General features: G+C 66.4%; 19 protein-coding genes. 7 read left to right on the forward strand and 12 right to left on the reverse strand.

The window, feature by feature from the left end; translation table 11 throughout:
* Positions 1-4: 4 nt before the first annotated feature.
* Both ACEN9H_RS24670 and ACEN9H_RS24675 read right to left on the reverse strand, forming a co-directional pair.
* Positions 5-961, reverse strand: coding sequence for a DUF979 domain-containing protein (locus ACEN9H_RS24670; RefSeq protein ID WP_413672426.1), 957 nt, complete (start codon positions 959-961; stop codon positions 5-7).
* Entirely contained in the window at positions 961-1,659 is a 699-nt protein-coding gene (locus ACEN9H_RS24675) for a DUF969 domain-containing protein (protein WP_413672427.1), read from the reverse strand. The genes ACEN9H_RS24670 and ACEN9H_RS24675 overlap by 1 nt, the downstream gene beginning before the upstream one ends.
* Before the next feature lie 205 nt (positions 1,660-1,864).
* Between ACEN9H_RS24675 and ACEN9H_RS24680 the strand changes: the two genes are divergently transcribed.
* A complete protein-coding gene (locus ACEN9H_RS24680; RefSeq protein WP_413672428.1) occupies positions 1,865-3,028 on the forward strand; it encodes a hypothetical protein in 1,164 nt (387 codons plus the stop codon).
* Here ACEN9H_RS24680 and ACEN9H_RS24685 read toward each other — a convergent pair whose 3' ends face one another.
* Positions 3,029-3,331: a YciI-like protein gene (locus tag ACEN9H_RS24685; protein ID WP_413672429.1), complete on the reverse strand. Its 303-nt coding sequence runs from the start codon at positions 3,329-3,331 to the stop codon at positions 3,029-3,031.
* A 117-nt stretch (positions 3,332-3,448) separates the two neighbouring features.
* Between ACEN9H_RS24685 and ACEN9H_RS24690 the strand changes: the two genes are divergently transcribed.
* A complete protein-coding gene (locus tag ACEN9H_RS24690; RefSeq protein ID WP_413672430.1) occupies positions 3,449-3,751 on the forward strand; it encodes a PAAR domain-containing protein in 303 nt (100 codons plus the stop codon).
* 111 nt (positions 3,752-3,862) lie between these two features.
* Here ACEN9H_RS24690 and ACEN9H_RS24695 read toward each other — a convergent pair whose 3' ends face one another.
* Together ACEN9H_RS24695 and ACEN9H_RS24700 are read right to left on the reverse strand one after the other, a co-directional pair.
* Positions 3,863-7,258 carry an arabinofuranosidase catalytic domain-containing protein gene (locus ACEN9H_RS24695; RefSeq protein WP_413672431.1) on the reverse strand — a complete coding sequence of 1,132 codons (3,396 nt, stop codon included), beginning with the start codon at positions 7,256-7,258 and terminating at the stop codon, positions 3,863-3,865.
* 57 nt (positions 7,259-7,315) lie between these two features.
* A complete protein-coding gene (locus tag ACEN9H_RS24700; protein WP_413672432.1) occupies positions 7,316-8,188 on the reverse strand; it encodes a hypothetical protein in 873 nt (290 codons plus the stop codon).
* A 207-nt stretch (positions 8,189-8,395) separates the two neighbouring features.
* Here ACEN9H_RS24700 and ACEN9H_RS24705 point away from each other — a divergent pair, with 207 nt between their 5' ends.
* The 5 genes from ACEN9H_RS24705 to ACEN9H_RS24725 all read left to right on the forward strand — a co-directional run bounded on the left by ACEN9H_RS24705 (position 8,396) and on the right by ACEN9H_RS24725 (position 14,175).
* Positions 8,396-9,340, forward strand: coding sequence for an alpha/beta hydrolase (locus ACEN9H_RS24705; protein WP_413672433.1), 945 nt, complete (start codon positions 8,396-8,398; stop codon positions 9,338-9,340).
* Between the two features lie 146 nt (positions 9,341-9,486).
* On the forward strand, positions 9,487-10,491 hold the full coding sequence (locus ACEN9H_RS24710; protein WP_413672434.1) for a BMP family lipoprotein: 1,005 nt from the start codon (positions 9,487-9,489) through the stop codon (positions 10,489-10,491).
* Between the two features lie 89 nt (positions 10,492-10,580).
* Positions 10,581-12,110, forward strand: a complete 1,530-nt coding sequence (locus ACEN9H_RS24715) for an ABC transporter ATP-binding protein (protein WP_413672435.1) — start codon at positions 10,581-10,583, stop codon at positions 12,108-12,110.
* A gap of 4 nt (positions 12,111-12,114) precedes the next feature.
* Positions 12,115-13,209, forward strand: a complete 1,095-nt coding sequence (locus ACEN9H_RS24720) for an ABC transporter permease (RefSeq protein ID WP_413672436.1) — start codon at positions 12,115-12,117, stop codon at positions 13,207-13,209.
* Positions 13,210-14,175: an ABC transporter permease gene (locus ACEN9H_RS24725; RefSeq protein ID WP_056327947.1), complete on the forward strand. Its 966-nt coding sequence runs from the start codon at positions 13,210-13,212 to the stop codon at positions 14,173-14,175.
* Positions 14,176-14,178: 3 nt separating this feature from the next.
* Here the strand turns inward: ACEN9H_RS24725 and ACEN9H_RS24730 are convergent, their stop codons facing one another.
* The 7 genes from ACEN9H_RS24730 to xdhC form a co-directional block, all read right to left on the reverse strand.
* Complete coding sequence (locus ACEN9H_RS24730; protein ID WP_413672437.1) at positions 14,179-15,006, reverse strand: MipA/OmpV family protein; 828 nt, start codon at positions 15,004-15,006, stop codon at positions 14,179-14,181.
* Between the two features lie 97 nt (positions 15,007-15,103).
* The gene (locus tag ACEN9H_RS24735; protein WP_413672438.1) at positions 15,104-16,156 is read right to left on the reverse strand and encodes a S1/P1 nuclease; all 1,053 of its coding nucleotides are present in this window, start codon (positions 16,154-16,156) and stop codon (positions 15,104-15,106) included.
* 28 nt (positions 16,157-16,184) lie between these two features.
* On the reverse strand, positions 16,185-17,855 hold the full coding sequence (locus ACEN9H_RS24740) for a bifunctional metallophosphatase/5'-nucleotidase (protein ID WP_413672439.1): 1,671 nt from the start codon (positions 17,853-17,855) through the stop codon (positions 16,185-16,187).
* A gap of 131 nt (positions 17,856-17,986) precedes the next feature.
* A complete protein-coding gene (locus ACEN9H_RS24745; protein WP_371768656.1) occupies positions 17,987-21,400 on the reverse strand; it encodes a TonB-dependent receptor in 3,414 nt (1,137 codons plus the stop codon).
* 577 nt (positions 21,401-21,977) lie between these two features.
* Positions 21,978-23,468, reverse strand: a complete 1,491-nt coding sequence (locus ACEN9H_RS24750) for an adenosine deaminase family protein (RefSeq protein WP_413672440.1) — start codon at positions 23,466-23,468, stop codon at positions 21,978-21,980.
* 224 nt (positions 23,469-23,692) lie between these two features.
* Complete coding sequence (guaD, locus tag ACEN9H_RS24755) at positions 23,693-25,000, reverse strand: guanine deaminase (protein ID WP_413672441.1); 1,308 nt, start codon at positions 24,998-25,000, stop codon at positions 23,693-23,695.
* A gap of 1 nt (position 25,001) precedes the next feature.
* Positions 25,002-26,009, reverse strand: a complete 1,008-nt coding sequence (gene xdhC / locus ACEN9H_RS24760) for a xanthine dehydrogenase accessory protein XdhC (RefSeq protein WP_413672442.1) — start codon at positions 26,007-26,009, stop codon at positions 25,002-25,004.
* Position 26,010: the final 1 nt, after the last annotated feature.

Consider the following 26,010-nt stretch of genomic DNA (forward strand, 5'->3'; position numbering starts at 1 on the left):
CGGCTCATCGATACATCAGGAAGTACAACAGGACGATATTCGCGCCCAGCAGCGGCAACGCGGTCGGCAGCTGGGCCTTGATCACGGCATTCTTGTCGGGCAGTTCGAGCAGTGCCGCCGGCACGATGTTGAAATTCGCCGCCATCGGCGTCATCAGGGTGCCGCAATACGCGCTGAACATGCCGATCGCGGCCATCACGGCCGGGTTCGCATGGTACACCCCGACCAGCACGGGAATCCCGATGCCGCCCGCGATGACGGGGAACGCGGCAAAGCCGTTGCCCATCACGACGGTAAATAATGCCATGCCCACGCAGAACGCGGCGCAAGCCAGCAGGCGCGAATCGAGCGGGATGTAACTCGTCGCGACGTGGGCCACGGCCTTGCCCACGCCCGCCTCGGAAAACAGCAGCCCGAGCACCGCGAGCATGTGCGGCAGCACGACGGCCCAGCTCATCGCATCGATCAGGCGCCGCGCCTCGCGCACGCCCTGCAGCGGCGTCGCGCGCGTGAGCCAGCACGCGAGCGCCAGCGCCGCGATGCTGCCGCAGCCCATGCTCACCAGGGTCAGGTTCTTCGGATCCAGCAGGTAGCGCATGCCGACGTGGACGTCCTTCAGCACGACCGAACCGAGCATCGTCACGACGGGAATCGCCAGCGCCGGCACGAGCAGGCGGTTGCCCAGGCGCGCGGCGGTGGATTGTCTTTGATCTTCCGGCAGCACGTCCGCCTTCCCCGGCCGCACGAAACCGAATCCGGCGACCAGCGCCATCACGATCATCAGCACGCCCGCGACGCTTGGGGGCAGGCGTTCGCCCAGCAGGTAGACGAGCGCGTACAGGCCCCAGAACAACGCCGTCGTGTAGCGGCGCGGATTGGTTTTGTCGCCCAGCGTCATGAGCGCGCAGGCGGCGAACAGCAGGCCGACGAGCAGGTAAAAGAAGTCGAGAGATACGAGCATTACGCAACCTCGCGCGCGGTCTCGCGGCGGATGCGGGCGTCGAGCCGGCGCAGGTTCCACGCGTGGATCACGAACGCCGTCACCGCCGTCGGGATCCCCCACAACGCCATGTGGATGGGATCGACGTCCAGGCCCTCGGCTTTCAGGATCGTCTGCATCAGCACGATGGCGCCGAACGCGACGAACACGTCCTCGCCGAAGAACAGGCCGACGTTGTCCGTGGCCGCGCTCATCGCCCGGATGCGCTGGCGCAGCGGTTCGGGCAGGTGCCCGTGGCGCGCCTCGGCCGCCGCCTCGGCCATCGGCGCGACGAGCGGACGCACCATGTTCGGATGGCCGCCCAGGCTCGTGAGGCCGAACGCGGCGGCCACCTCGCGCGCCAGCAGGTACACGGTCAGCAGGCGCCCCGTCGTGGCCGAGCGGATGCGCGCGATGCTGGCCTGCGCGTGCTCCTTCAGGCCGAAGCGCTCCAGCAGGCCGATCGCGGCCAGCGGCAGCAACAGGATCAGCGGCAGGTTGCGCGTCTTGATGAACGCCGTGCCGAGCGATTCCAGCAGGTGCAGCAGCGGCAGGTGCGCGGCCCAGCCGGTCACGCCGCAGGCCACGATCACGACGAGCACCGGATTGGCGCGCAACACGAAGCCGGCGGCCACGGCCGCAATGCCGAGCAGCGGCCACAGGTTGACGGCAGATTGCATGATCCTCCAGCGGTTGTGGTTGCGTGCGGAATCTTAACCTAGAGCTAGCTCTGCGCCGCTCGTGTCTTGTGCATCCGGTGATGCCGTCGCTTCGCCACGACGCCCCGCCGACCTGCACACAAGCGGCCGGCGCGCTTTGCGCGCACGCATGGCCTACGGGGCGATGCGCGCTAAGCTCGATGCCGTTTCCATTCGGGGTAAGGCCATGACAGTCTTCGAACGCACGCTACGCTGGTTTGTGTCTGGCGTCCTGCTGCTGGGCTTGTCCAGTTGCGGTGGCGACGTGGGCATCGGCATCGGGATCGGCTGGTTCCACGAGCCCGACCATCCATGGCCCGACCATCCCGACTGGCCCAGCTGGCCCGACCGGCCGCAGGGCGCCACGGGCCTGTTTCCGATCGCGGGCGACGTCTGCGGGCAATGCGCCGGCTCGCAGGACGGCACCGGCGGCGCCGCGCGCTTCAATGGTCCGCAGGGCATCGCGGCGGACGCGGCGGGCAATCTATATGTGGCGGAAAGCGCCAGCGCCACCGTGCGCAAGATTTCTCCCGACGGCGTGGTGACGACGCTGGCGGGCACGCGCGGCGCCCTCGGCTATGCGGACGGCACCGGCGCGGCGGCCCGCTTCAACGATCCGAGCCGGCTCGTCGCGGACGGCAACGGCAATGTGTACGTGACGGACAGCGGCAATTCCGTCATCCGCCGCGTGGCGCCGGACGGCACGACGACGACCATCGCCGGCGACGGCACCTGCGGCAGCGCGGACGGCAAAGGCATGGCGGCGCGCTTCTGCAAGCCGCGCGGCATCGCGCTGGACCGCCTGGGCAATGTGTGGGTGGCCGATACCGGCAACCACATGCTGCGCCGTATCGACGCGGGCGGCAACGTCACGACGGTCGCCGGAAGCCCGGGCGTGTGCGGCAGCCGCGACGGCAACGGCGGGCAGGCGCAGTTCTGCGAACCGCAGGACGTGGGCGTGGACAACTGGAACAACGTCTACGTCGTCGACACCGGCAATTCGACGGTCCGCATGGTGAACGACAAGGGTATCGTGTCCACGCTGGCCGGCCAGCCGGGACGCTGCGACGCCGTGGACGGCAGCCCGGGCGTCTCGCGCCTGTGCGCACCGAGCGGCATCGCGATCGACGGCAACGATCTCTATATCGCCGACACGGGCAACTCGACGATCCGCCGCATCAACCTCGACAACGTGACCAGCACGGTGGCCGGCGTGCCCGGCCACGCGGGCATCACCCTCGGCGCCCTGCCCGGCAGCCTGGACCGGCCGATCGGCGTGGCGCTGGCGCCCGACCGCTCGATCGCGCTCACGACGCACAACCTCGTCGTGAAACTGTTGCCGGCGAAATGATTAGTCCGGGCGGACCGGGGTGCTGGCGTCCTGGCCAACCACGGTGATCCAGGGCCGCACGTGCCACTGCGTGACGAGTCCGTTCACGACATACGGATCGGCACGGGCAAAGCGCTCGGCGGCGTCCGACGATTCGCCGCTGAACAGCAGCACGGCCTTGTCGGCAGGATCGGCCAGGGCACCGGCGATGACGATCTCGCCGCGTTGCTGGGCGTCCCAGGCCAGCTTCAGGTGTTCGTTGCGGAATGCGCCGCGGCGTTCAAGGTAGTCCGGGGCCAGGTCATAGATCAGCAGAAAGTGCACAGTAGGTCTCCGTAAAAACGCGATGGTGCGGGACATGGTAATCGCTTCGGCGCGGCGGCGCCGTGTCAAGGCGGTTTGCACAACGTCCACGACGGCGGCGCGTGACAGCATGGGAAGATGAAGCGACATCACATCACACTGGGTGCCTCCACCACGGCCGGCGGCACCGTCACCTCCGCGAGCGCGCTGGTCTCGATCAACGGCGTCCGCGTTGCGCTGGAGGGCGACACGGTCGCTTGCCGGACCTGCGACAGCACGGGCGTCATCCGCTGCGTCGGCCCGCGCCTTCCGGAGCGCTACAACGGCAAGCAGGTCGCGCTGGAGAACGACTTGTGCATCTGCAACTGCCCGAGGCCGCCCAGGCTGGTGGCGAACCAGACAATCAAGGCGCAGTTCATCGACGATGGCGATACGCCATGAATGTACCGTGCGTAGCCAATCGCCAGCCAGGATGCTGCCGGGCGACGACAGCGTCGTGCAGGCGCTGCACGACGCGGAACGTTACGCGCCCTCGTCCGGCCCCATGCTGCACTAGAGCTGGGCAGCGCTACGGCGGACGCCGTTGTTGGGCGCGCCCGGCGTCGCCAGGTCGCCCGCCGCCGTCATCACCGTGCCTGCCGGATGGGCCTTGGCGAGCGGGCCGGCAAGGGTGATGCCGGTGCCCGATACGCTGGCGCCCGTGTCATGGGCGCGGGCCAACGGCGCCTGGAGCGTCAGCTTGCCCGTCCGCCAACCCGTCTCCACCGCGGCGACGACACCTTGCTCTTCATCCGCGCCGCTGCCGACGATCACCGGCTGGCCGGCCACGAACTGGCGCGCGTCGTCGACGCGGACGACCGTCGCGCCCTTGTCGGCGGGCGCCGAGGCACGGGTGAGCCCCGATGAACCGACCGTGGCGACCGTCAGGATTTCGGCGTGGTCGCCCGCATCGATGACGACGGACTGGCCGGGCGCAAAATGCGCGACCGTGGCGGCCCTGACGCTCGTCGAGCCCGCCGCCGTCGCGCCCGTCCGGATCGAGACGGACGTCACGAAATCCGTGCAATCGTTGTCGTTGTCCTGGCCGTCGGGATAGCGTCCCGTGCTGCCCTGGGCCGCGTCGACTTGCGCGACGGCGCCGCTGAACGGGATGCCCGGGAGTGCGCGGTCCCACGTCGGCTCGTTGGCGATGCCCGGCGCTGCCGCGTGACAGGTGGCGGCCTTGCCGGCGGCGCCGCGGAATCCACCGGATGCCCATGGATCGACGAGATCCCCGTAGTTCAGGCTGTCGACGACGTACCCCGCCGCATCGCGCAACACCATGCTGCCCGCTTCGCGCGACAGCGCCGGGCCGCCGAACCACTGGTTCGGTGTGCCCTGGAATCCCGCGGCGGTCACGGTGTCCACGCGCACGACGGCATCCGTGTCGTGCGCACGCGCCAGGGCGCGGTCGAGCACGATTCCGCTGCCCGCCGGGCGCACCGGTTCGTTGCTCGAGTGTGCATGGCGGGTGGCGGGGGTGAAGGTAATGCCCGTACCGCGCACGCTGAACGGCAGGTTGGCGGCATGGTCGTACTTCAATGGCGCCGCCAGGTCGAGGCCCGTTCCCGGTTCCACGAACGGTTCGTTGGCCACGTGGTCCTGGGCGAGCGCCGGAGAAATGGTCAGCGTGAGGTTGCCGCCCGGCGTGCCCTCGACGCGCACGATGTCCACGGTCTGGAGCCTGCCCGGCGCCCCGATCACGGCCTTGCCGGGCGTGTAATCGACGTTCTTCTTCGTGGGGAAGCCGATCGCGCCATGCACGACGATCGTCGTGGCGCCCGCAGCGGCATCACGGGCCAGGCTCGTACGGCGGGCGGCCGTGCCCACGTGCTTGACGGTGACCGTATCGATGCCGTGATCGGCGCTGTCGATGTCGAGACGGATCCTGTCGCCGGCGGCGATGCCGGCGGTCGACGTCACCTGGATATTGGTGGAACCTGCCACCGCATCGAGGCCCAGCCATGCCTGGCTGCCCGCGGTGCCGACGCCGGTGATGGTCACTTTTTCGTAGTGCTCGGTCGCGCGCCCATCGACCGGATACGCGGTGCCGTAGCCGAGGGCAAGCGTATCGCCGACGGCAAAACCTTCGGTGGTGGTCACGGGGACGGTCGTCGAACCGGCCGGGATAGTGATGATGGGACCGTCCGGCAGCGGCTGCCACAGCGGCGTCGCCTGGCCGGCCGCCGTGCCGACGCGGACGACCTTGCGGGTTTCGTCGCCGACGACGATGGTGTCGCCCGGCTTGATGCCATCGACGTTGCGCACGTGGATGGTCGCATCGCCCGGCCGGGCAGGCAGCACGAGGCCCGAATTGGACAAGCCCAGTACATAAAAACCGTGCGGCGCCAGCCGGGTTCCGGCCGGCATCTTCACCTTGGAAAACAGGGGCTCGCGCGTCGCGTGTTGCGCGAACGTCCAGTTCGAGATATCGACTTCTTTCTCGCCGGCGTTGTACAACTCGATGAACGCATTGGTCGCGTTGGTGCGCGCGCCGTCGCTCAGGCGGAATTCGTTGATGTTTACCGGCGCCACGTTGCGCACCTTCGCGGCGGCCGATTCGGTGCGGCCTGCCCACGTCGCCACGCCTTTCAGATCGCCATTGAACGGGGCGGCGCCGGATGTCACCTTGAACACGGCATGCACGCTCTGACCGGGCGCGATCGCATCAGGGATGGTGTGCGCAGCCGCGTCGACATGCCAGCCCTTCGGCACCGCCAGCGACAGCGCGACGCCCCGGACGGGCTGGCCCGTCGTATTCGTGAACGTGACCGCCAGGTCCCTGGACGCCCGCGGCGCGAACGTGTGCAGGCTGGCCGGGACGTCGGACGCCGGCGTGGTCCCGACACTCACGGCCGCCACGTCGTAGCGGGCCGCCGCCACGTTCCGGGCGACCAGCTGGTCCGTCTCGTTGGACGGATACGTCCGCGGCGCAGTCATCGCGCCTTCGTAGAACGTGCCTTGCGACGCGGTACTGTTGTCGCCGCCATTGCCGAGAAGGACGGCGCCCTGCTTGCGCATGGGGTCGTACGACGCATCGATCCGGCGGCCTTCGTACATGACGGCCAGTTGGCCCCGCTGGGCATCGCCGCCCAGGGTCGCCCAATGTCCAGGCTTGCCTTTCGTGACGGCCGTGATGAAGCGCGAACCGAGGGTGGGCAGGTTGGCGCACAGCTTCGATTTGTCGTCGTTGACGCAACCGACGAGATTGTTTTCGTGGTCGGCCATCACCCACGGCCCGGCCCCGCTGCCCCGATACCACCCTTTCGCGTTACCGAAATAGATCGCTTCCATGGTGCCGTTGTCGTCATCGATGCTGTCGATCTCGCCGTTGCCATAGTCGAAGCAGCAGGCACCGTTGTAGTGATAGCCATTGATGACGGCATATTGCCCACCCGCCTGGTCATCCACGGGCACGCCGTGCGTATCGTTCAGGCGCAGGCCCGTGCCCGGCGCGATGTACACGCCATAGACCTTGTGCCCCATGATGGTGACCGGCGCCAGGTCCGCGAGCGGCAGGTTGTCCATGCCGCCCAGCGCGGGCCCGGTCCACGTGCCGCGCGGCGCCTGGACCAGGTGATTGCGCTTGCCCGACTGGTCGTACAGGATCGTGATCCAGCAATAGGTGCCGGCGCAAAATGCGTCCTGCGCCGCCGCGTTTGCATAGCCGGCGCCTCGCACGACGCCGACGTCGCGCGTCTTGCCGTCCGACTGGCGCATGACCTGGTACAGCGGGCCGTCGTACGCGGCATAGAGCGCGCGCGTGGTGCTGTGCGCGGCCACGCAGGGCGCGCCCGCCTTCGCATAGATGTCGCAGGGGCCTTCCGGCCGGGCCGCCTGGGTGGATGCCCAGGCCGGCAGTCCACTCAACAGCAGCGCCAGGCTGAAGAACAATTTTAGAATATTCATGTTATCGATCTCTCCAAGAATCTCCCATCGTAGAGTCGATCACATGACCTGAACCAATTACTTTTTTTCCTTGATCGATATCGGTTTTGCAATGCCTCGCTGGTCCGCCGCGCGGGCGACGATCGCATCGGCATGCGCCTGCGCACGCGCCTTCTGGTCCGGCGTGAGGCCGGTGCCGATCTCGTCCAGGAAAGGGCCGTTGAACGGGATGGCCTGCTGCTCGGGCACGCCGTCCAGCTTGACCATGATGTCGCGCAGCGCCATGCCGTAGGCCAGCGCGCTCTGGCGGTCCGCGGCGATGGCCGGGTGGCCGAACCAGAAACCGGTAAAGAGCTGGTACAGGCTGGCCCAATAGCCCTGCTCCGCCTGCTCGTTCAGCATCCCGTTGATCCTTTCCTTCCATTCCTTCACGAGTGGATCGTCGGGACGCGTCGTGAGGGCGGTCGGGTCGCCGAACGGGCCCTCTTCGACCAGTTCCGCCAGCGCACCGTCCACGCCCCCGCGCGCGGCCCGTTCGAGATGGTCGATGCGCGCCATCTTCATTCTTTCGTTGACGGTCGCGCAGCCATGCGCGGGATCGGCGATGGCATCCGGCTCGGTCCCGTCACGTTCGGGCAGGTGACCGGTGCGCCCGAACACGACGCAGGCATGCAACAGCCACCACGCACGATACGCGTCACGCGGATCGCCGCTCGCCACCAGCCGCTCGATGCGCTGCGCCAGCGGTTCGGCAGGCGCCGGCTGCGGGGCCGGCGGCGCGCCGAGGTCGGTCAGCCAGGCCGGCCCGGCCGCCGCACCGGTCGTCGACGCGGGCGGCACAGGCGCCACCGCCGGCGTGACGGCCGGTGGCGTCGACCGCCACGCCGGCACCATCAGCACCGCCAACAGGCCCAGCCCGGCACATGCCGGCACGACCGCTTTCCACGTCATCCCGCCTCCACATCCTGTCTTCATGGACAGCCTAACAAAGCCTGTCACGCGGCGACAACGCCCGCGCTGTAACAGGATGTTGCAGCAAAGCTACTCTTCGTGAATTCGCACCATAATGAAGGCGTATTTGATGGGCAGCGCACAGACTTCATCCGTAGCCAGAGGTAGACTGTATACATGAGCACACATAAAAAATTGGCGGCAGGTATGGCTGGCTTTGCCAGCATGTTGTGGCTGGGCCTCACGGCCGCGGTCGCGGCGAACCAGCGCCGTCTCGTGTTCAATCCCACCGTCGAGCGCGAAGTGGCGCATCCGCGCAGCAGCGGCCACCGCACCCGCCCCGTCGTGCTGCGCGCCAAGGACGGCACGCGGCTGTCCGGCTGGCTGATGACGCCGAAGATGCCCGGCCTGCGTCCCGCCGTCGTCTATTTCGGCGGCCGGTCCGAGGAAGTGTCCTGGGTCGTGCGCGATGCCGGCAAGCTGTTCCCCGGGATGGCCGTGCTGGCCGTGAACTACCGCGGCTATGGCGACTCCCACGGCGATCCTGCCGAAGCGCACATGATCGACGACGCCTGCATGCTGTTCGACTGGATGGCGGCGCACCACCACGTGGACCCGAAACGCATCGCCGTCGTCGGCCGCAGCCTCGGGTCCGGCGTGGCCGTGCAGGTCGCGAAAGAGCGGCCCGTGCATTCCGTCGTGCTGATCACGCCGTACGACTCGATCCTCGCCCTCGCGAAGCGCAAGTTCCGCGTGATGCCGATCGAATACATGCTGCGCCATCGCTTCGAGTCGATCAAGTACGCGCCCACGCTGAAGGCACCGACCTTCGTGCTGCGCGCGGCCAGCGACGACATCGTGCCGCACTCGCACACCGACCAGCTGGTCGCCAAGCTGGCCCGGCTGATCGGGGACGAGACCGTGCCCGACTCGGACCACCTGAATATCCCGTACCTGGAAGACACGCAAACCCGCATCGCGCGCTTCCTCACGTCGCAGTTCGCCAAGCCGATCGAGGTCGCCAACCTCGCATCCGCCGCACCGATTCCGGCGCCGGCCGCGGACATCGTCATCCCAACCGCGACGACATCCACCACCCCCACCGCCGTCACCAGCATCGCCGTTCCGCCCGCGCTCCCGCTCGCCGACTGAAACGGCGCTATTTATATGCCAACGAAATAAATAGCAAAGTAAAATCGTATTTGCCACGAATAAACTGGCTGATGCATAGTTCCGAAAATCCCCCTCCCTGCACAGCCGTTGCGCCGGTAAAATACGGGATCCAGGAGCCCAAATCGATGAAATTCAAGCAACTTTGTACGATGATCGCGGCGCTGTCCATCAGCGCCAGCGCCAGTGCCGACATGGCGGGCGCGAAACTGGCGATCGTCTACGATGCCGGCGGCAAGTTCGACAAATCCTTCAACCAGTCCGCCGCCGAAGGCGTCGCGCGGTTCACGAAGGAAACCGGCGTCAAGGTGTTTGAAGCGCAGGCCAACTATGACACCCAGGCCGAGCAGGTCCTGCGCGCCCTCGCCCGCAAGAAGCTGAAACTGATCGTCTCGATCGGCTTCTCGCAGACGCAGCCCGTGCAAAAGATCGCGGCCGAATACCCGAACGTGCACTTCGTCATCATCGACGGCAATGCGCAGGGCAAGAACGTCAACTCCGTCCTGTTCAAGGAAGAGGAAGGCTCGTACCTCGTCGGCGTCGCCGCGGCGATGGCGTCGAAGACGAAGACGATCAGCTTCGTCGGCGGCATGGACATCCCGCTGATCCGCGCGTTCGCCTGCGGCTACGTGCAGGGCGCGCGGGCGGTCAATCCGAAGGTGCAGGTCTTGCAGAACATGGTCGGCACGACGGCCGCGGCCTGGAACGACCCGGCCAAGGGCGGCGAGCTGGCGCGCGCGCAATTCGAACGCGGCTCCGACGTCGTCTTCGCGGTCGCGGGCGGCTCCGGCATGGGCGCGCTGCAGATGGCCAAGGAAAAGGGCAAGCTGGCGATCGGCGTGGACTCCAACCAGAACTACCTGTACCCGGGCACGATGCTGACGTCGATGGTCAAGCGCGTCGACAATGCCGCGTACGAAGCGTTCATGAAGGCGAAGAACGGCCAGTTCACGTCCGGCATCACGTACGAAGGCCTGAAGGAAGGCGGCGTGGACTGGGTGCTCGACAAGGACAACCGCATGGTCGTCACGCCCGAGATGGAAAAGCGCGTGACGGGCGCCCGGGCCGACATCATCGCCGGCAAGATCAAGGTGGTCGACTATCGCGCGGCCAATTCGTGCCCAGTGCAGTAACACGGCATCGAACACAGTTTGACAGTGAAGCGCGCCGCGCCGGTTTCCATGCCGGCGCGGCGCGCTTTTAAATGAATGGACAGACCGCTATGCAGCCAGCCGTAGAATTTCGCAACATAAGCAAAGCCTTCGGGGCGGTGCAGGCGAATGCCGACGTCAGCTTCGCCATCGCCAAGGGCTCGATCCATGGCGTGATCGGCGAAAACGGCGCCGGCAAGTCGACCCTGATGAGCATCCTGTACGGCTACTACAACGCCGACAGCGGCCAGGTCCTCATCGACGGCCAGCCCCAGGACATCCGCACCAGTCACGAGGCGATCGCGCTCGGCATCGGCATGGTGCACCAGCACTTCATGCTCGTCGAGAACATGACCGTCCTCGACAACGTCATGCTGGGCAACGAGGGCGGCTTCAAGCTGGCCGCGAAACGCGGCGCTGTGGAAGCGAAGCTGCGCGAGATCTGCGACCGCTACCGCCTCGACGTCGATCCGCTCGCGACGATCCACGATTTATCCGTCGGCGCGCAGCAGCGCGTGGAGATCCTCAAGCAGATCTACCGCAGCGCCAACATCCTGATCCTCGACGAGCCCACGGCCGTGCTGACCGCGCAGGAGACGGCGTCGCTGTTCGAGATCCTGCGGCTGTTCAAGGAACAGGGCAAGACCATCATCCTGATCACCCACAAACTCCAGGAAATCATGGAGATCACGGACGAGGTGACGGTGATGCGCGCGGGCCGCGTCGTCGGCGCGGTGAAGACCGCGGAGACGTCGCGTGAAGAACTGGCCAACATGATGGTCGGCCGCCCGATCCAGAGCGAGCTGCCGCGCGCGCCGTACAACCCGGGCGCCGAGGTGCTGAAAGTGTCGGACCTGCAGCTGCAGGATGCGAACGGCGTCGCCCTCCTCGCCGACATCGATTTTACGTTGCGCGCGGGCGAAGTCGTCGCCATCGCGGGCGTGTCGGGCAATGGCCAGAGCGAGCTGCTGGAGATCCTGTCCGGCATGCGCCTGCCGACGTCGGGCAAGGTCGAATTCGATGGCCGCGCGCTGCCGTACGGCGGCCGCACGAACGCGGACGGCCTGCCGGCAGAGTTCCGCGAACTGGGCATCGGCCACGTGCCGGAAGACCGCCTGCGCGACGGCGTGATCAAGGATTTCTCCGTGATGCAGAACACGGTGTTCGGCTACCAGGACAAGGTGACGAACCGCTGGGGCCTGTTCGACTACAAAAGGATCGCGCAGCGCTGCGCGCACCTGATGACGGCGTTCGACGTCCGCCCGAACAATCCGGACCTGCGTATCGGCCTGCTCTCGGGCGGCAACCAGCAGAAGGTCGTCATCGCGCGCGAAGTGGCCGCGAAGCCGAAGCTGATGCTGGTCGGCCAGCCGACGCGCGGCGTGGACATCGGCACCATCGAAAGCATCCACACGCAGCTCCTGCGCCTGCGCGACGAAGGCGTGGCGATCCTGCTGTCGTCCGTGGAACTGGAAGAGGTGCGCGCGCTCGCGGACCGCATCATCGTGATGTCCGGCGGCCGCATCACCGGCATCCTCCCCATCGACGAATTCGACACCACCCGCATCGGCCTCTTGATGGGCGGGATGCACAAGCACTGACACCATGCCAAAGACTGAATTGCCACGCTGGGCCACCGGTTTCGTCCTGCCCATCCTGAACCTGATGTCGGCGCTGCTCGTCGCGGGGCTCGTGATCCACCTGCTGGGCGAGAGCCCGTCGGAATCCCTGCGCATCCTCGTCGACAGCGCGATCCTCGATCCGGAAGGCCTCGGCTACACGCTGTTCTACGCGAGCACCTTCATCTTCGCGGGCCTCGCCGTGTCGATCGCGATGCAGGCGGGCCTCTTCAACATCGGCGCGGAAGGCCAGATGTACGTGGGCGGCCTGGGCCTGACGTGGGCCGTGCTGGCGCTCGACGCACATCTGCCAGGCATCCTGATGATCCCGCTCGCGATGATCGGCGCGGCCGTCTTCGGCGCGCTGTGGGCGTTCATTCCCGGCTATCTGCAGGCGAAACGGGGCAGCCACGTCGTCGTCACGACGATCATGTTCAACTTCATCGCCGCGAGCCTGATGAACTTCGTGATCGTCAAATACCTGATCCCGGAAGGCCAGCAGAACCCGGCCTCGCGCGTGTTCGCCGACAGCGCCGCCCTGCCCCTGCTGAACAAGGTGCTGCCCGTGTTCGGCGATACGCCGCTGAACATCAGCTTCGTTCTCGCGATCCTCGCACTGGTCGTCTACGGCGTCGTCGTGTGGCGTTCGTCGTGGGGCTACCAGCTGCGCGCCACGGGCCTGAACGCACACGCCGCGCACTACGCCGGCGTAAAAATCAGCCGCACGATCATCGTGACGATGCTCGTGTCGGGCGCCCTGGCCGGCCTGGGTGCCGTCAACTCCGTGATGGGATCGACGCACTACCTGTCGCTGAATTTCCCCGCCGGCGCGGGCTTCGTCGGCATCGCGATCGCGCTGATGGGCCGCCAGCATCCGGTCGGCATCTTCCTGTCGTCCGTGCTGTTCGGCGCGCTGATCCAGGGCGGCTTCGACCTGTCGCTGGAAAAGCCGAACATCCCGCAGGAGACGTTCATTTTCATCCAGGGCCTGATCATCCTGTTCTGCGGCGCGATGGAAAACTTCTACGCCCCGGCCATCCTGAAACTGCTCAACGTCACCCGTACCAACAAGGGGATCTGAATGGAAGACTTCCAACTCGCCAGCATCATCGTCTCCACGGTCCGCAATGCGCCCGTGCTGATGTTCGCCGCGCTGGCCGGCCTGTTCGCCGAGCGCTCGGGCGTCGTCGACATCGGCCTCGAAGGCAAGATCCTCGCATCCGCGTTCGCATCGGCCGCTGTTGCGTACACCACGCAGAACCCGTGGTACGGCATCCTGGCCGGCATGGGCGTGTCGGTCGCCCTCGCGATGGTGCAGGCATTCGTGTCGATCACGCAGAAGGGCAACCAGCTCGTGGCCGGCATCGCCATCAACATCGCGATGAGCGGCCTGACGTTCGTGCTCGCGCAATTCTTCTTCCAGCAGGGCGGCCGCACGCCGGACCTGCGCAACGCGCGCCTGTTCGACGTCGTCCTGCCGGGCACGGCGGCCGTCGAGCACATTCCCGTCATCGGCTGGCTGTACGGCCACCTGATCGGCGGCCAGTCGGTGCTGGTCTACGTCGCGTTCCTGCTGCTGCCCGTCGTGCACTGGGTCGTGTACCACAGCCGCTTCGGCCTGCGCCTGCGCGCGTGCGGCGAGAATCCGCATGCGGCCGACGCGGCCGGCGTCTCGGTCGAGCGCACGCGCTATCTCGCCATGTTCGTGGCGGGCGTCCTGTGCTCGTTCTCGGGTGCGTACCTGACGCTGGTCCAGAGCGGCTTCTTCCTGCGCGACATGTCGGCCGGCGCCGGCTACCTGGCGCTGACGGCGCTCGTCTTCGGCAACTGGCGCCCGCTGCACACGGTGCTGGGTTGCCTGATGTTCGGCCTGTTCGGCGCGATCCAGATCCAGCTCGAAGGCGTCGACCTGCCGGTCGTCGGCCGCCTGCCGGGGTCCCTGATCCAGGCGATTCCGTATATCGTTACCGTGGTCGTGCTGGCCGGCCTGATGGCAAAGTCGGTCGCGCCGAAGGCCATCGGCAAGCCGTTCGTCAAGTCGCGTTAAGCATTACTCGTTGGCGCGCTTGCTCGAGCGCGCCAACGTCCACGCCAGCCCCACCCCGGCCGACGCGCCGACATCCTTCCTGAACAGCGGACTGTCCCGGTTCGCATTCCCCGCATAGCTGTCGAGCCGCACGAACGCGAACGCGCGCACGTCCGGATTGACCTTGACCGTACCGAACACGCCCGTCCGCACGAGCATCAACCCGCTGCCGGCCCGGTACGCCGGGCGGTCCGCCGTCGCATACTGCGGCGCGACGTCGAAGAAATAGCCGTGGATGCGGCGGTCGCCGAACACGGCGCCGACCTGCGCCTCCATCGTCCAGCGGCCCCTATCGCCGCGGCGTTCCCACACGAAGCGCGGCTCCGTCGTCCAGCCCTGGCGGCGCAGGCCGCCGCGGGCTTCGATGACGGCGCGCACGGGCAGTTCGAAACGCAGGCGCCCTGCCTCGCCCAGGTCGGCGAATTTATACTTCACGCGCGGGCCGAATTCGACGAGCGTGCCGAGGTCGGGCATGCCGCGGCGCGCCTCGACGTCGTCCGATCGGGACGGCAGCGCGCCCGCGAAACCGATGTCGAATTCGACCTTGTCCGTGTCCAGCAGGCGCGCGCCGACGCCCTGTTGGTCGGCGCGCAGCACCTTGCCGCGATAGAGCAGGAACGGCAGCACGAGGCCGCGGTTGCTGCGGTCGGACGCGCCCGGATAGGCGGGCGTGTTGAACACGGCGGCGCCGATGCCGGCTTCCCACAGCGGCAGGTTGGGTTCGGCGGCCACGGCGGGCACGAGTGCCACCAGTGTGGATGCGGGGATGATGAAACGAAGAATCGTGGGCATGGTGAGAGTCCGTATGAATGCCGCGATTCTAACCCACGAAAAAAAACCGCCGCGGCCTTGTGGGCGCGCGGCGGCTTGCGGAAGGCTGGCGCCGGGATTACGGCCAGATCGCCTTCAGCAGCGCAGCCAGGTTGTAGCCGCCCTTGATCATCTGTGTCTTTGCGAGCGCGGAGCTGGGCACCGGATAGTCGGCCGGCACTTCCAGGGTCCACGTGTAATAGGTCTCGCCCTTCTTGCTCACCTGCGGCACGATCTTGCCCGCGGTGACGCCGTCGAATGCGATCTTCGAGACGGCCAGCGTATCGTCCGCCCACTGGTACGGCCACGTGACGGGATCGCCGCTGTTCCGCGCCACGTTCGGCTTGCCGTCGATGGCGGCTTGCGCGAACTGTTCCGGCGTCTTCGTGCGGATGCGGCGGAACGCGTAGTCGACCGTCGTGCTGTCCCAGTACGAGTGGAACGGCTTCGTCAGCGCCTGCGGCACGCCCGGCTTGGCCGACTTCGGCTCGCCCGGCGGGATCAGGTTGGCGGACATCTGCTCGATCTTCGCGTCGTCCATCAGGAAGTTGTTGCCGCCGCGCGAATCGAAGACGACGGTCTCGTCGATCTCTGCCTTCGTCTTCGGCACGATGAACTTCCCGTCCTTGTCGACGAAGGCGGCGCCCACGTGCAGCGGCTGGACGATGTCGCCCGCCAGGTGGGTCACGAGGATCAGCGCCTGGCGCTTCGTGAACTTGTGCGGATTGGTCGCCGGCGTGTCCTTGCCCTGCAGGACCGCGATGGCTTCCTTCAAGGTCTGCACGATGTCGTCGTCGGCCGTGCCGGCGGCGCCGTCGTGGTAGTGGTCGAGCTGGAACGGCACGTCCGTGTAGTGGTATTCGCTGTGCTTCGGATTCGCGTTCACGTACTCGATCATTTCCGGCGTCTGCGGACCGCACCAGTTGCCCTTCACGCAGTCGGGCCACGTCGACACGGCTTCCAGCGATTCGCCCGGCAGCAGCAGCGCCTTCACCTGCGCCTCGGCATGCGTGCCCTTGATCAGCTTGTCGGCGATGGCGCCCACGGCGCGGTGGCCGTCCGTGCCCCATGCGGCCGCATCCAGCGACACGAAGGCGCCGGCCAGCGCCACGACACATGCGATTTTCTTCATGAGCTATCTCTCAATACGGTTTATATCGTCAGCGGACCTTGCGGATGCGCGGTGGTGCGGTCAAGCTCATGCCGCCGGCTTCCGGATGCTTCTGCAGGTACGCGATCAGCGCATCGAGGTCGCGCAGGCCCGTCTCCACGCGGCGCGTGCCCTTGGCGAACATCGGGATGTTGTCGCCGCCCTCGGCCAGGAAGTTGTTGGCCACGACGCGATACACCTTGTTATCGTCGAGCGCCTTGCCGTCCACCTTCACGTTCGCCGTGCGGCGGCCGACGGGTTGCGTGCCGTCCCAGTCGTACGTCAGGCTGCTGGACACGGCGAGGATCGAAGGATCGGACGATGCCGGCCGGTCCCACTGCTGTTCGAGCACGCGGCGCAGTTGCGCACCGGTGAGGTCCATCACGACGAGCGTGTTCCCGAACGGGAGCACGGCCTGCGCCTGGCCGAAGCTGACGATGCCGCCTTCTCCCGTTTCCAGGTCCTTGCGGATGCCGCCCGGGTTCATGAAACCGACCTGCGCGCCCTGGTCGCGCGTGGCGGCGACGGCCGCGTCGGCGATCACGCCGCCCAGCACCGATTCGCCGGCCGGATTCTCCTTGCGCGACAACCCGCCCTGCACGCGCGCCACCGGTTTCGCGAGCGCCGCGCGGCTCTTCGCGCGCACGTCGGCGAGGTACGCGGACAGGCTCGCGTCGGGCGGGAATGCGTCCGGCGCCATCACGACGTTGCGCACCTGGATGTCCTGGACGGCCTTCGTGGCCGGATCGAGCGTCAGCCGGATGCGCGACAGCAGGTGGCCGTACGCGTCCGCCTGCGTGACGACCTTGCCGTCCACCTTGCACAGATAGCCCGTGTGCGAATGGCCGCTGATGACGAGGCGGATGGCCGGGTCGAGTTGCTTCGTGATGGCGACGATCGGGCCATGCAGCGTGTCGCAATCGGCCTTGTCGTACGGCTGGTCGGCGAAACCGCCTTCGTGGATCAGCACGACGAACACCTGCGCGCCCTGCGCACGCATGACGGGCAGCACGGCGTTGATCGATGCCGCTTCATCCTCAATGGCCAGGCCTTTGATGGACGAGGCGATCGTCACGGAGGCGAGGTCGTGCAGCACGGCGCCGATCAGGCCCACCTTGACGCCCTTGACGTCGACGATGCGCCAGCCCGGCACGAGGGTCTTGCCCGTCTGCGCGTCGACGACGTTGGCGGCGAGGTAGGTAAAACCGGCGCCCTTGAAATCGGGCGAGAGGCGGCATGCTTTCGCGGGCCGCGGCGAATCGCAGCCGCCGTGCTGCTGGCGCAGCAGTTCCTTCGGGCCCTGGTCGAATTCGTGGTTGCCGAGCGAGCTGGCGACGAGGCCCATGCGGTTCAGCGCCTCAATGCTCGGTTCGTCCGCGAACATCGACGACGCGGCGGGGCTCGCGCCGACGAGGTCACCGGCCGCGACGAACAGCAGGTCCGGGGCGTCCTTGCGGAACGTGTCCAGCGCGCCTTTCAGCACGTCGATGCCGCCCGCCTGGATCGTGCGCGGCTGCGTGGAACCCGGCGGCGTGTACGTGTACTTGCTGGGCTCGAGATTGCCGTGGAAGTCGTTCAGCGCGACGAGATTGATCTCGAGCGGACGGACCGGCGCGGAGGCGCAGCCGGACAGCAGCAACGCGGCGCCCAGGGCCAGCGCGAACGGACGGGATACGATCATATGAAATCTTTTGTGATGCGAACGGCAGCCATCGATTATGGCACGCGCGTTCGCCTTTCTGGTCTTTACAAGGGAAGAAAAACGGCCGGTGTCGCCACCGGCCGTCTCATTTACGTCATGTCAGGCCCGGATCAGAACTCGTACTTGACGGTGACCTGTGCCGACCACTGCGACTCGCCCTTCACCTGGCGGATCTGCAGCGGATCGGCGGCCGAGCGGACCGCGTAGACATAACGGCCCTGGCTGTCCATGCCGGCGTAGTCGACGAAGCCGCGGGTCTGGCCGCCGTTCGAGAAGAACGGTGCTTCGTAGATCTGGCCCCACTTCTTGTTCAGCAGGTTGCCGACGTTCAGGATGTCGAACGAGACCGACGCCTTGTTGCGTGCGAACAGGCCCGGGATTTCCTGGCTGATGCGCAGGTCGAAGCTGTTCGTCCACGGCGAGAAGTCGCCGTAGCGGGCCACGGTGCCGCCGGCTGCCTGGCGCAGGGCCTTGTTGGCGTTGACGATGTCCCAGAAACGCTGCTCGTTGGCGTGGCTGGTCGCCGTATCGCCCGCGAACACGACTTCACCCGAACCGAAGGCTTTCGGGATGTACATCAGGTCGTTGCTGCCGATGCCGTCGCCGTTCATGTCGTTCTTGAAGGTCCAGCTGTACGGCTTGCCGGTACGGCCTTCGTAGAACACGCCGAAGCGGGTCTTGTACTTGCCGAAGAACGCCTTCTCGAAGTTCAGCAGCGCGTTGATGCGGTTCTTGACCAGGTACGCCGAGTTGGCGGCCACGTTGTCGTTCGGGTTCAGGGCCGAACGGGCGCCGTAGTTCGAGCCGGACGTCGACGACGTCAGGTTCGAGACTTCCGTCGCATAGGTGTGGCTTGCCGCGACCGACCAGCCGAAGCCCTTGGTCATCGGGTACGACAGCGACAGCGTCGAGACGCGGTTCTCGCCCTTGTCCGTGCCGGTGACCTTGATCACGTTGCCGAACGCGGAATTCGACAGCGACTTGGTCGTGTTGGTGCAGCCCTTGGCGGTGCTGACGGCGTTGTTACCCACGCTCCAGCAGTTCTGCGACAGGCCGTTCGCGTTCCAGAACAGCTGGCGGCCATCGACGCCGATGCGGGTCGGCTGGCCCAGGTTCAGGTTCTGGAAGAAGATACCGTCCTTGGTGTGCGCGTACAGCACTTCGGCGCCGGCGACGAGGCCGTACCACGGCAGTTCCGTTTCGAAGGCCAGGTTGGCTTTCCACACGGACGGCTGCTTCACGTTCGGGTCGATCAGGTCGACGTTGGCGATCGGCGGGGTCGAGCCGCCCAGCTTCGGCTGGTTGTTGATGTCGGTGCTGAACGCGCCGTTCGGCGTGCCGGCGACCGGCGGGCACTTGGTGTTACCCGTGGCCGAGCAGGTGATCTGCTGCGTCGTCATGCCGGTGTTCTGGAACGGGTTCGCGAGCCAGACGGACATCGCGGCGCCCTGGAACAGGCCGAAGCCGCCGCGCAGCTGCATGCGGCGCGGGGTGTCGAAGTTGTAGTTGAAGCCGAAGCGCGGCTGGAACAGCTTGGTGCCGTCGATCGTCTGCTGGTTGTTGTAGCCGAAGCCGCCGGTCTGGCGCGCGTTCGGGTTCAGCACGGCAGCCTGGGCCACTTTCGTGTTCGCGACCGGCGTGCCGCCGACGCCCACCTGGTCCACGCGGAAACCGTAGTTCAGGGTCAGCTGGCGGTTGACGTTCCAGGTGTCCTGCAGGAACAGGCCGGTGTTCGTCATGTTGAACTGCGCGACGGCGTCGTTCAGCGTGAAGCCCGGTGCGGCGACCTGCAGCGTGTACGACGTGTAGCGGCCGCTGCGCAGGTTTTCCAGCACGGCGGCTTCGACCTGCGCCTGGGACGCGGTCGTGCAGTTGATGCTGCCGAACGAGTAGCTCAGGTTGTTGTCGCAACCGAAGGTGTAGTTGCCGTACACGTTCTGCAGGAACGCGTTGTAGATCTTGTTCTTCTGGTAGTCCGCACCGAACTTGATCTCGTGGTCGCCCACCGTCCAGTTGGCGCCCGCGTAGAAGTCCTGCGTGCGGGTGCGCAGCAGGTTCATGTGACGCGAGTTGTCGGTGCCCAGGTTGATCGTGCGGCTACCCGTCGTGACGTTGCTCGGCGTGCCGGCCGGCAGCGCGCCGGTGAACTGCACGCCGATGGTCGGCAGCTGCGTGTTGTTGGTCGGGACGGAGTCGTAGTTGCGCGACGACGCCTTCAGTTCGGTCGAGAACGTCGGGGTCCAGTCCGAGAACAGCTGGGCGACGGTCGTCTCGATCTGCTTGCCCTGCGAGTAGTACGCCGAATCCAGGCTCAGGCCGGTGGCGCTGAACAGCGAATACTGCGGCTCGGCCTGCGTCGTGCGCTGGTAGCGGATGTTGGCGCGGTGGTTGTCGCTGATGTTCCAGTCGACCTTCAGCATCTGCTCGCGCGACACGAAGTTGCCGCCACCCTGCGCCAGGCCGCCGGCGTTGACGCCGTACTGGTTCTTCATGATGTTCTGCACGGCGGCGATTTCCGCCGGGGTCACGGCGACCGTCGTGCCGTTGTTCGAGCCGACCGGACCGTAGTCGGGCGCGCTACGCGACGAGTTGGTCTCTTCCGACAGCGCGTACAGGAACAGCTTGTCCTCGACGAGCGGGCCGCTCGCCCACACGCCCTTGGTCGTTTCCTTGAACGGGACCGGATCCGAATAGGTGTCGTTGGCCGGGTTGTAGCGCTGGCCGGCCAGGCGGTCGTCGCGGTACACGTAGTACACGCCGCCCTTCCACTGGTTCGTGCCGGACTTGGTGACGGCGTTGATGTTGCCGCCGGTGTAGCCCTTCTGCGTGACGTCGTAGTTGGCGACGTTCACCTGGGTCGACTGGATCGCTTCGATCGAGATCGGCTGGCGCGAGGTCGGGCTGCCGTTCGCTTCCAGGCCGAACGTGTCGTTCACGTTCACGCCGTCGATGGTGATCGAGTTGTAGCGCGAGTTCTGGCCGGCGACGGACAGTTCGCCGCGTTCCTTGTCGGTCTGCGAGACGCGCGGGTCGGCGCGGGCGTAGTCCTGCAGGTTGCGGTTGACCGACGCCTGGATCTGCAGCTGCGCGTTGCTGATCGCGGTGCCCGCGCCCATGTTGGAGCGGCTGAAGATGTCGGAGCGGGCGCGGTTGCCGGCGACGGTCACGGTCTGCATCGGTGCGCCGACGGTCGCGTCGACGGTGGCGGTTTCCGCCAGCTGCAGGTAGATGCCTTCGCGTTTTTCGGTAACGCCGTCCTTGGTGATGATGATCGTGTACGGACCGCCGGTACGCAGGCCGCGCGCGATATAGCGGCCTTCCGCATCGGTGACGACATTGCTGACCGAACCGGATTCGGTGTGAACGATTTGCACTGCGGCGCCGGCGGCCGGTCGGCCGTCAGCGCTCGAGATACGACCGCCGACAGCCGACGTCGTGTTCTGCGCCAGGGCCGGCGCCCCCGCGAGCGCAATCGACAGAGCCAGCGCCAGCTTCGTCAGCTGGATCCGTTTTTGATAGATCATTGGATTAACCCCAAATAGACTTGATAGTTATGGTTGGGAACGGAGTTCCCCCCTCTTGAGTACTGCAATCCTGGACCGGTCGCTCATGACGGCCGGTCTCTTGTTCTGTCTGCCTGCTGTTCGATGGTGCGGATGCGGATGACAATGCACCAGCAAAAAGCAGCGCACGCGAGTCTAGCGGTTAATTGTTTCCTGGCTATTACACCCAAAACCGCGCATTTTCTTGGACGTTGGCTTAATAAAAGGCCAATATGGCATGAAGCCGTTTATCGAGACAAATACGTTTTCACTTGGGAATTTATAGCTTGCGCGTATAAGTTGCTTAAGAAGTGAGCAGATGATCGCGTGTAGGTTGCCTCTTCCCTCAGAAACAGACACGGCGGGATGATAAATGGGGCGTTCTCGAATGAAATTGTTTAGCTTGGTTTTTAAGCAAGCGACGTGAGAATTAATCCATTCTGTAGCGAGTTGGCCACAGGGACGGCATATGCATATACCTGTTCCACCTGGTCGGGTGGCAACCGCGGTTCGGAGGAAGATGCCGGCGGCGGGACCGCCGCCGGCGGGAGGTCGATACTTAATGCTTCACGGCGGTGCGTTCGAGCGCGGCGATGTCCGACTCGAAGCGTGTGAAGCGTGCATCGAGCAGGCGCGTCAGGCGCTGCTTGTCGGATTCCGGCAGGAAGCTGTAGCGGATGCTGTTGTACGACGCCTTCTTCACTTCCGCATAGCTCGGCTTGTAGCGGCTGGCGAACAGCACGTATTCGTTGGCGAGGTTGTGGCGCGTGACGCCCGCGTCGTCCGTCGAGATCACGTACGGCACGCCGTATTTGCGGTACAGCGTGATCGGGTGGTTCTCGCCCTGCACGCCCTCGATGAACGCGTTCGACGTCAGGTTGATCTCGACCGGGATGTCCTTCGCGCGCATCGTCTTCATGATGCCGACGGCGTTCGTCTCGTGCGCGAGGTCGATGCCGTGGCCGATGCGCTGCGCGCCCGCCACGTTCAGCGCCTGGTCGATGTGGTATTTCAAGTCTTCCGGCGGCACGTCGCCCAGCGCCAGCTCGCCCGCGTGCAGCGCGACGTTGACCTTCGGGTACACCTTCTTCAGGTAGCGGAACATCTGCATGTGCAAGGTGTAGTCGCGCATCGAGACCATCTGGCTTTCCTGGCCCACGATGTTCACGCCGACGATCTTGCCGCCCCGCGCGGCCGATTCGAACGCGGCCAGCATCGAGGAAAACACGCGCGACGGCGAGAACAGGCGCACGACGTAGGTCTGGTAGCGCATGGTGAAGTTCTCGTCGTCGATGCCCAGCGCCGCTTCGTTGACGGTGCGGACGAACGTGTCGACCGAGGTGCGGAACGCCGGCGTCGCGTTCAGCTTCTGGCGCGCGGATTCCAGCAACTGGGCGAATTTCGCCTCGTCGCGCGCGCTGTCCCACGCGCGCTTGTCGAATTCGGGATCCGAGACCGTGTCCGGGCTCTTGAACATCGTCTCGATATAGGCCACGTTCTCGGCCAGCGCGCGGTTCTTCAGCTCGACGAGGCCGTCGTGGAAGTTGCGGTCGGAGACGGGGCCGAAGTAGCCGAACGTCTGGAAGAACTGGCGGTCCGGCGGCGGCTGGATGGCGCCGTGGTTATTGAAATCCTTGCTCGACCAGCGCTGCAGCAGCTCGCGCCACGTGGCGTCGTCGGCATACACGTCGGACGACGACAGGCAGGCGCGGTCCTTCGGCTGCTTCGCGCGTTCGTGCTCGACGACGCTCTTGTCGGTCTCGATCTTGTAAGTCAGCTTGTTGACGCAATAGCCCTGCTTGTCGAGCCAGTCGACATAGGTCTCGGCATAGATCGCGCCGGAGTAGTGGTGGTGCAGGTCGCCGCCCTTGGGCATCTGCGAGAAGAACAGGACCAGCTCCGCCGTCTTCGGCTGCGCGCCCGCGATCAGGGACGCGTAGTGGCGCGCGGTGGCCGCTTCGTTGGGGCCGGACGCCGGGGTGCGCGCGGAAGCGGCGGCCGCGAGGGCCGCCAGGGTGATCAGCAGGCTGCTGCTCAGGGTTTTTGTCATGTCGGTCTCGGCTGGTGAGTGGTTGTTGACAGTATCTCATCAGCCGCCGAGTCGCAGAACACGAACTACAGGACCGCAAACCTCAAAACCGTCATCCCCGCGCAGGCGGGGATCCAAGTTTGTATGCGCAGTCGAGATGCAAACAAAACTTGGGCCCCCCGCCTTCGCGGGGGCGACGATTCATGAGCTCACGTTACTCACACGTTCGGTTTCATGCTCTTCGCTTACTGCGACCGCTCGTGCACCCGCTTGCCCGCCGCATACGTGGCACTGATCGCGCGGTCGTCGCCCAGCAGCGCCAGCGCGAACAGGGTTTCCTCGAGCGAGTCGCCGTTCGCCGTGCGGCGCGCCAGCAGCGGCGTCGCCTTCGGGTCGAGGACGATGAAGTCTGCCTCGGTGCCGGCGGCAAAATTGCCGATCGTCCCTTCGAGCTGCATGCTGCGCGCGGCGCCCAGCGTGGCGAGATAGAACATGCGCAGGGCCGGGAGATAGCTGCCTTTTAACCGCGCAACTTTATACGCTTCATTCATTGTTTGCAACATCGAGAACGACGTGCCCGCGCCGACGTCCGTCCCCAGCGACACGTGGGCACGCACGCTGTCCGCCTTCGCGACGTCGAACAGGCCGCTGCCGAGGAACAGGTTCGACGTCGGGCAGTGAGAAATCGCGGCGCCCGTGTCGGCCATCAGCGCGAAGTCGACGTCGTCCAGCCAGATGCAGTGACCAAACATCGCGCGCGGGCGCATCAGGCCATAGTGTTCATAGACCTGCAGGTAGCTGCGGTTGTCCGGGTACAGGCTTTTCACCCACGCGCATTCGTCGCGGCTTTCCGACACGTGCGTCTGGATGTAGGTGGTCGGGTACGCGCGCGCCAGTTCGCCCGCCGCGCCCAGCTGGGCCGGGGTCGACGTCGGCGCGAAGCGCGGCGTGATCGCGTACATGGCGCGGCCGTGGTCGTGCCAGCGGCGGATCAGGTCTTCGCTGTCGCGCAGGTCGGCCGTGTCCTGCAGGAAGTCCGGACAGTTCCGGTCCATCAGTACCTTGCCGCCGGCCATGCGCAGGTTGCGCGCGGCGCTCGCCTCGAAGAACGCGTCGACGGATTCCTTGTGCACCGTGCAGTAGACGAGCGCCGTCGTCGTGCCGTTGCGCAGCAGTTCATCGAGGAAGAATTCGGCGACGGTGCGCGCGTGCACCGGATCCTTGAACTGGCGCTCGGTCGGGAACGTGTAGTTCTCCAGCCACGGCAGCAGGTCCGGCGCCGGGGAGCCGATCATGTCGGTCTGCGGGAAGTGCAGGTGCGTGTCGATGAAGCCGGGCGTGATGATCTGGCCGCGGTAGTCGACGATGTCGGTGCCCTCGGGCAGCGTGGCGGCCAGCTTGTCGTAGTCGCCGGCGGCGAGCACGCGGCCGTTCTCGACGACGAGCAGGCCGTCCCGGTGCCAGGCGTGGGCGTTCTCGGCGAAGGCCGGATCGGCGTGGAAGTGCAGCAGGCTCGCTCGGTAGGCCTGCACGGTACGGGTATCGTTGGACATCTCAGTCTTGTTCCAGTGGGACTTCGGTTGCGGTCGCGGGCGCGGCGCGGGCCGCCGCCTCCCAGACCATCAGCAGTTGCGCGACGACGGCGACGGCGATCACGGCGGGCTCCTTGCCCTTGATGCCGGGAACGCCGATCGGGCACACCATGTCGTCCAGGCGCGCGCGCGAAATCCCGCGGTCGCGCAGGCGGTGCTCGAACTGCTTGCGTTTGGTTTCCGATCCAATGAGGCCGAACCAGTCCAGGTTCGCGGGCCTGCGGAGGATCGCTTCGGTCAGGCGCTGGTCCAGCGCATGATTGTGCGTCATGACGAGGAAGCTCGTGCCGGCGGGCGCCGTGCGCACGAGGGCTTCCGGCATGTCGGTCGCTTCCACGACGACGTTCGGGGCGACGGTGGTCGGGAACAAGTCTTCCCGCTCATCCACCCACGTCACCTTGCACGGCAGGTCCGCCAGCAGGCGCACGATGGCGGCGCCCACGTGGCCGGCGCCGAACAGCATCACGTGCGCGCGCGGCGCCGGGACGTGGTCGACGAGCCAGCGCCGCCCCGCGTCGTCGAGCAGCACGCGGGTGCCGCCGCCGCGTTCGAAATCCGGGTAGCGGCCGCCCTTGCGCTGGAGGTTGTGGCCCAGCGCATCGACGAGCGCGAGATCGGGTGCGCCGTCCAGCGCGACGACGCGCCACACGTCTTCATGGCGGCGCACGGCCAGCTCGGCGCACTGGTCGCGGTCGACCAGTTCGAATGCGAGGTGCACGACGCCGCCGCAGCACTGGCCCAGGCTCGGGCCGAGCGGGAAGCGTTCCAGCCGGCGCGCTTGTCCGCTTTGCAGCATGGCGCGCGCCGTCTCGATGCCGCGCAGTTCCAGATGACCGCCGCCGACGGTGCCCCACTGCCCGCCGGCGTCGACGAGCATGCGCGCGCCCGGTTCGCGGGGTACGGAACCGTCGACCTTCGCGACCGTGATCAGCACGGCCGGTTGCGCGGTGAGGATGAGCCAGTCGTCCATG

The organism is Massilia cellulosiltytica (assembly GCF_047325105.1).
GTDB lineage: Bacteria > Pseudomonadota > Gammaproteobacteria > Burkholderiales > Burkholderiaceae_D > Telluria > Telluria orientalis.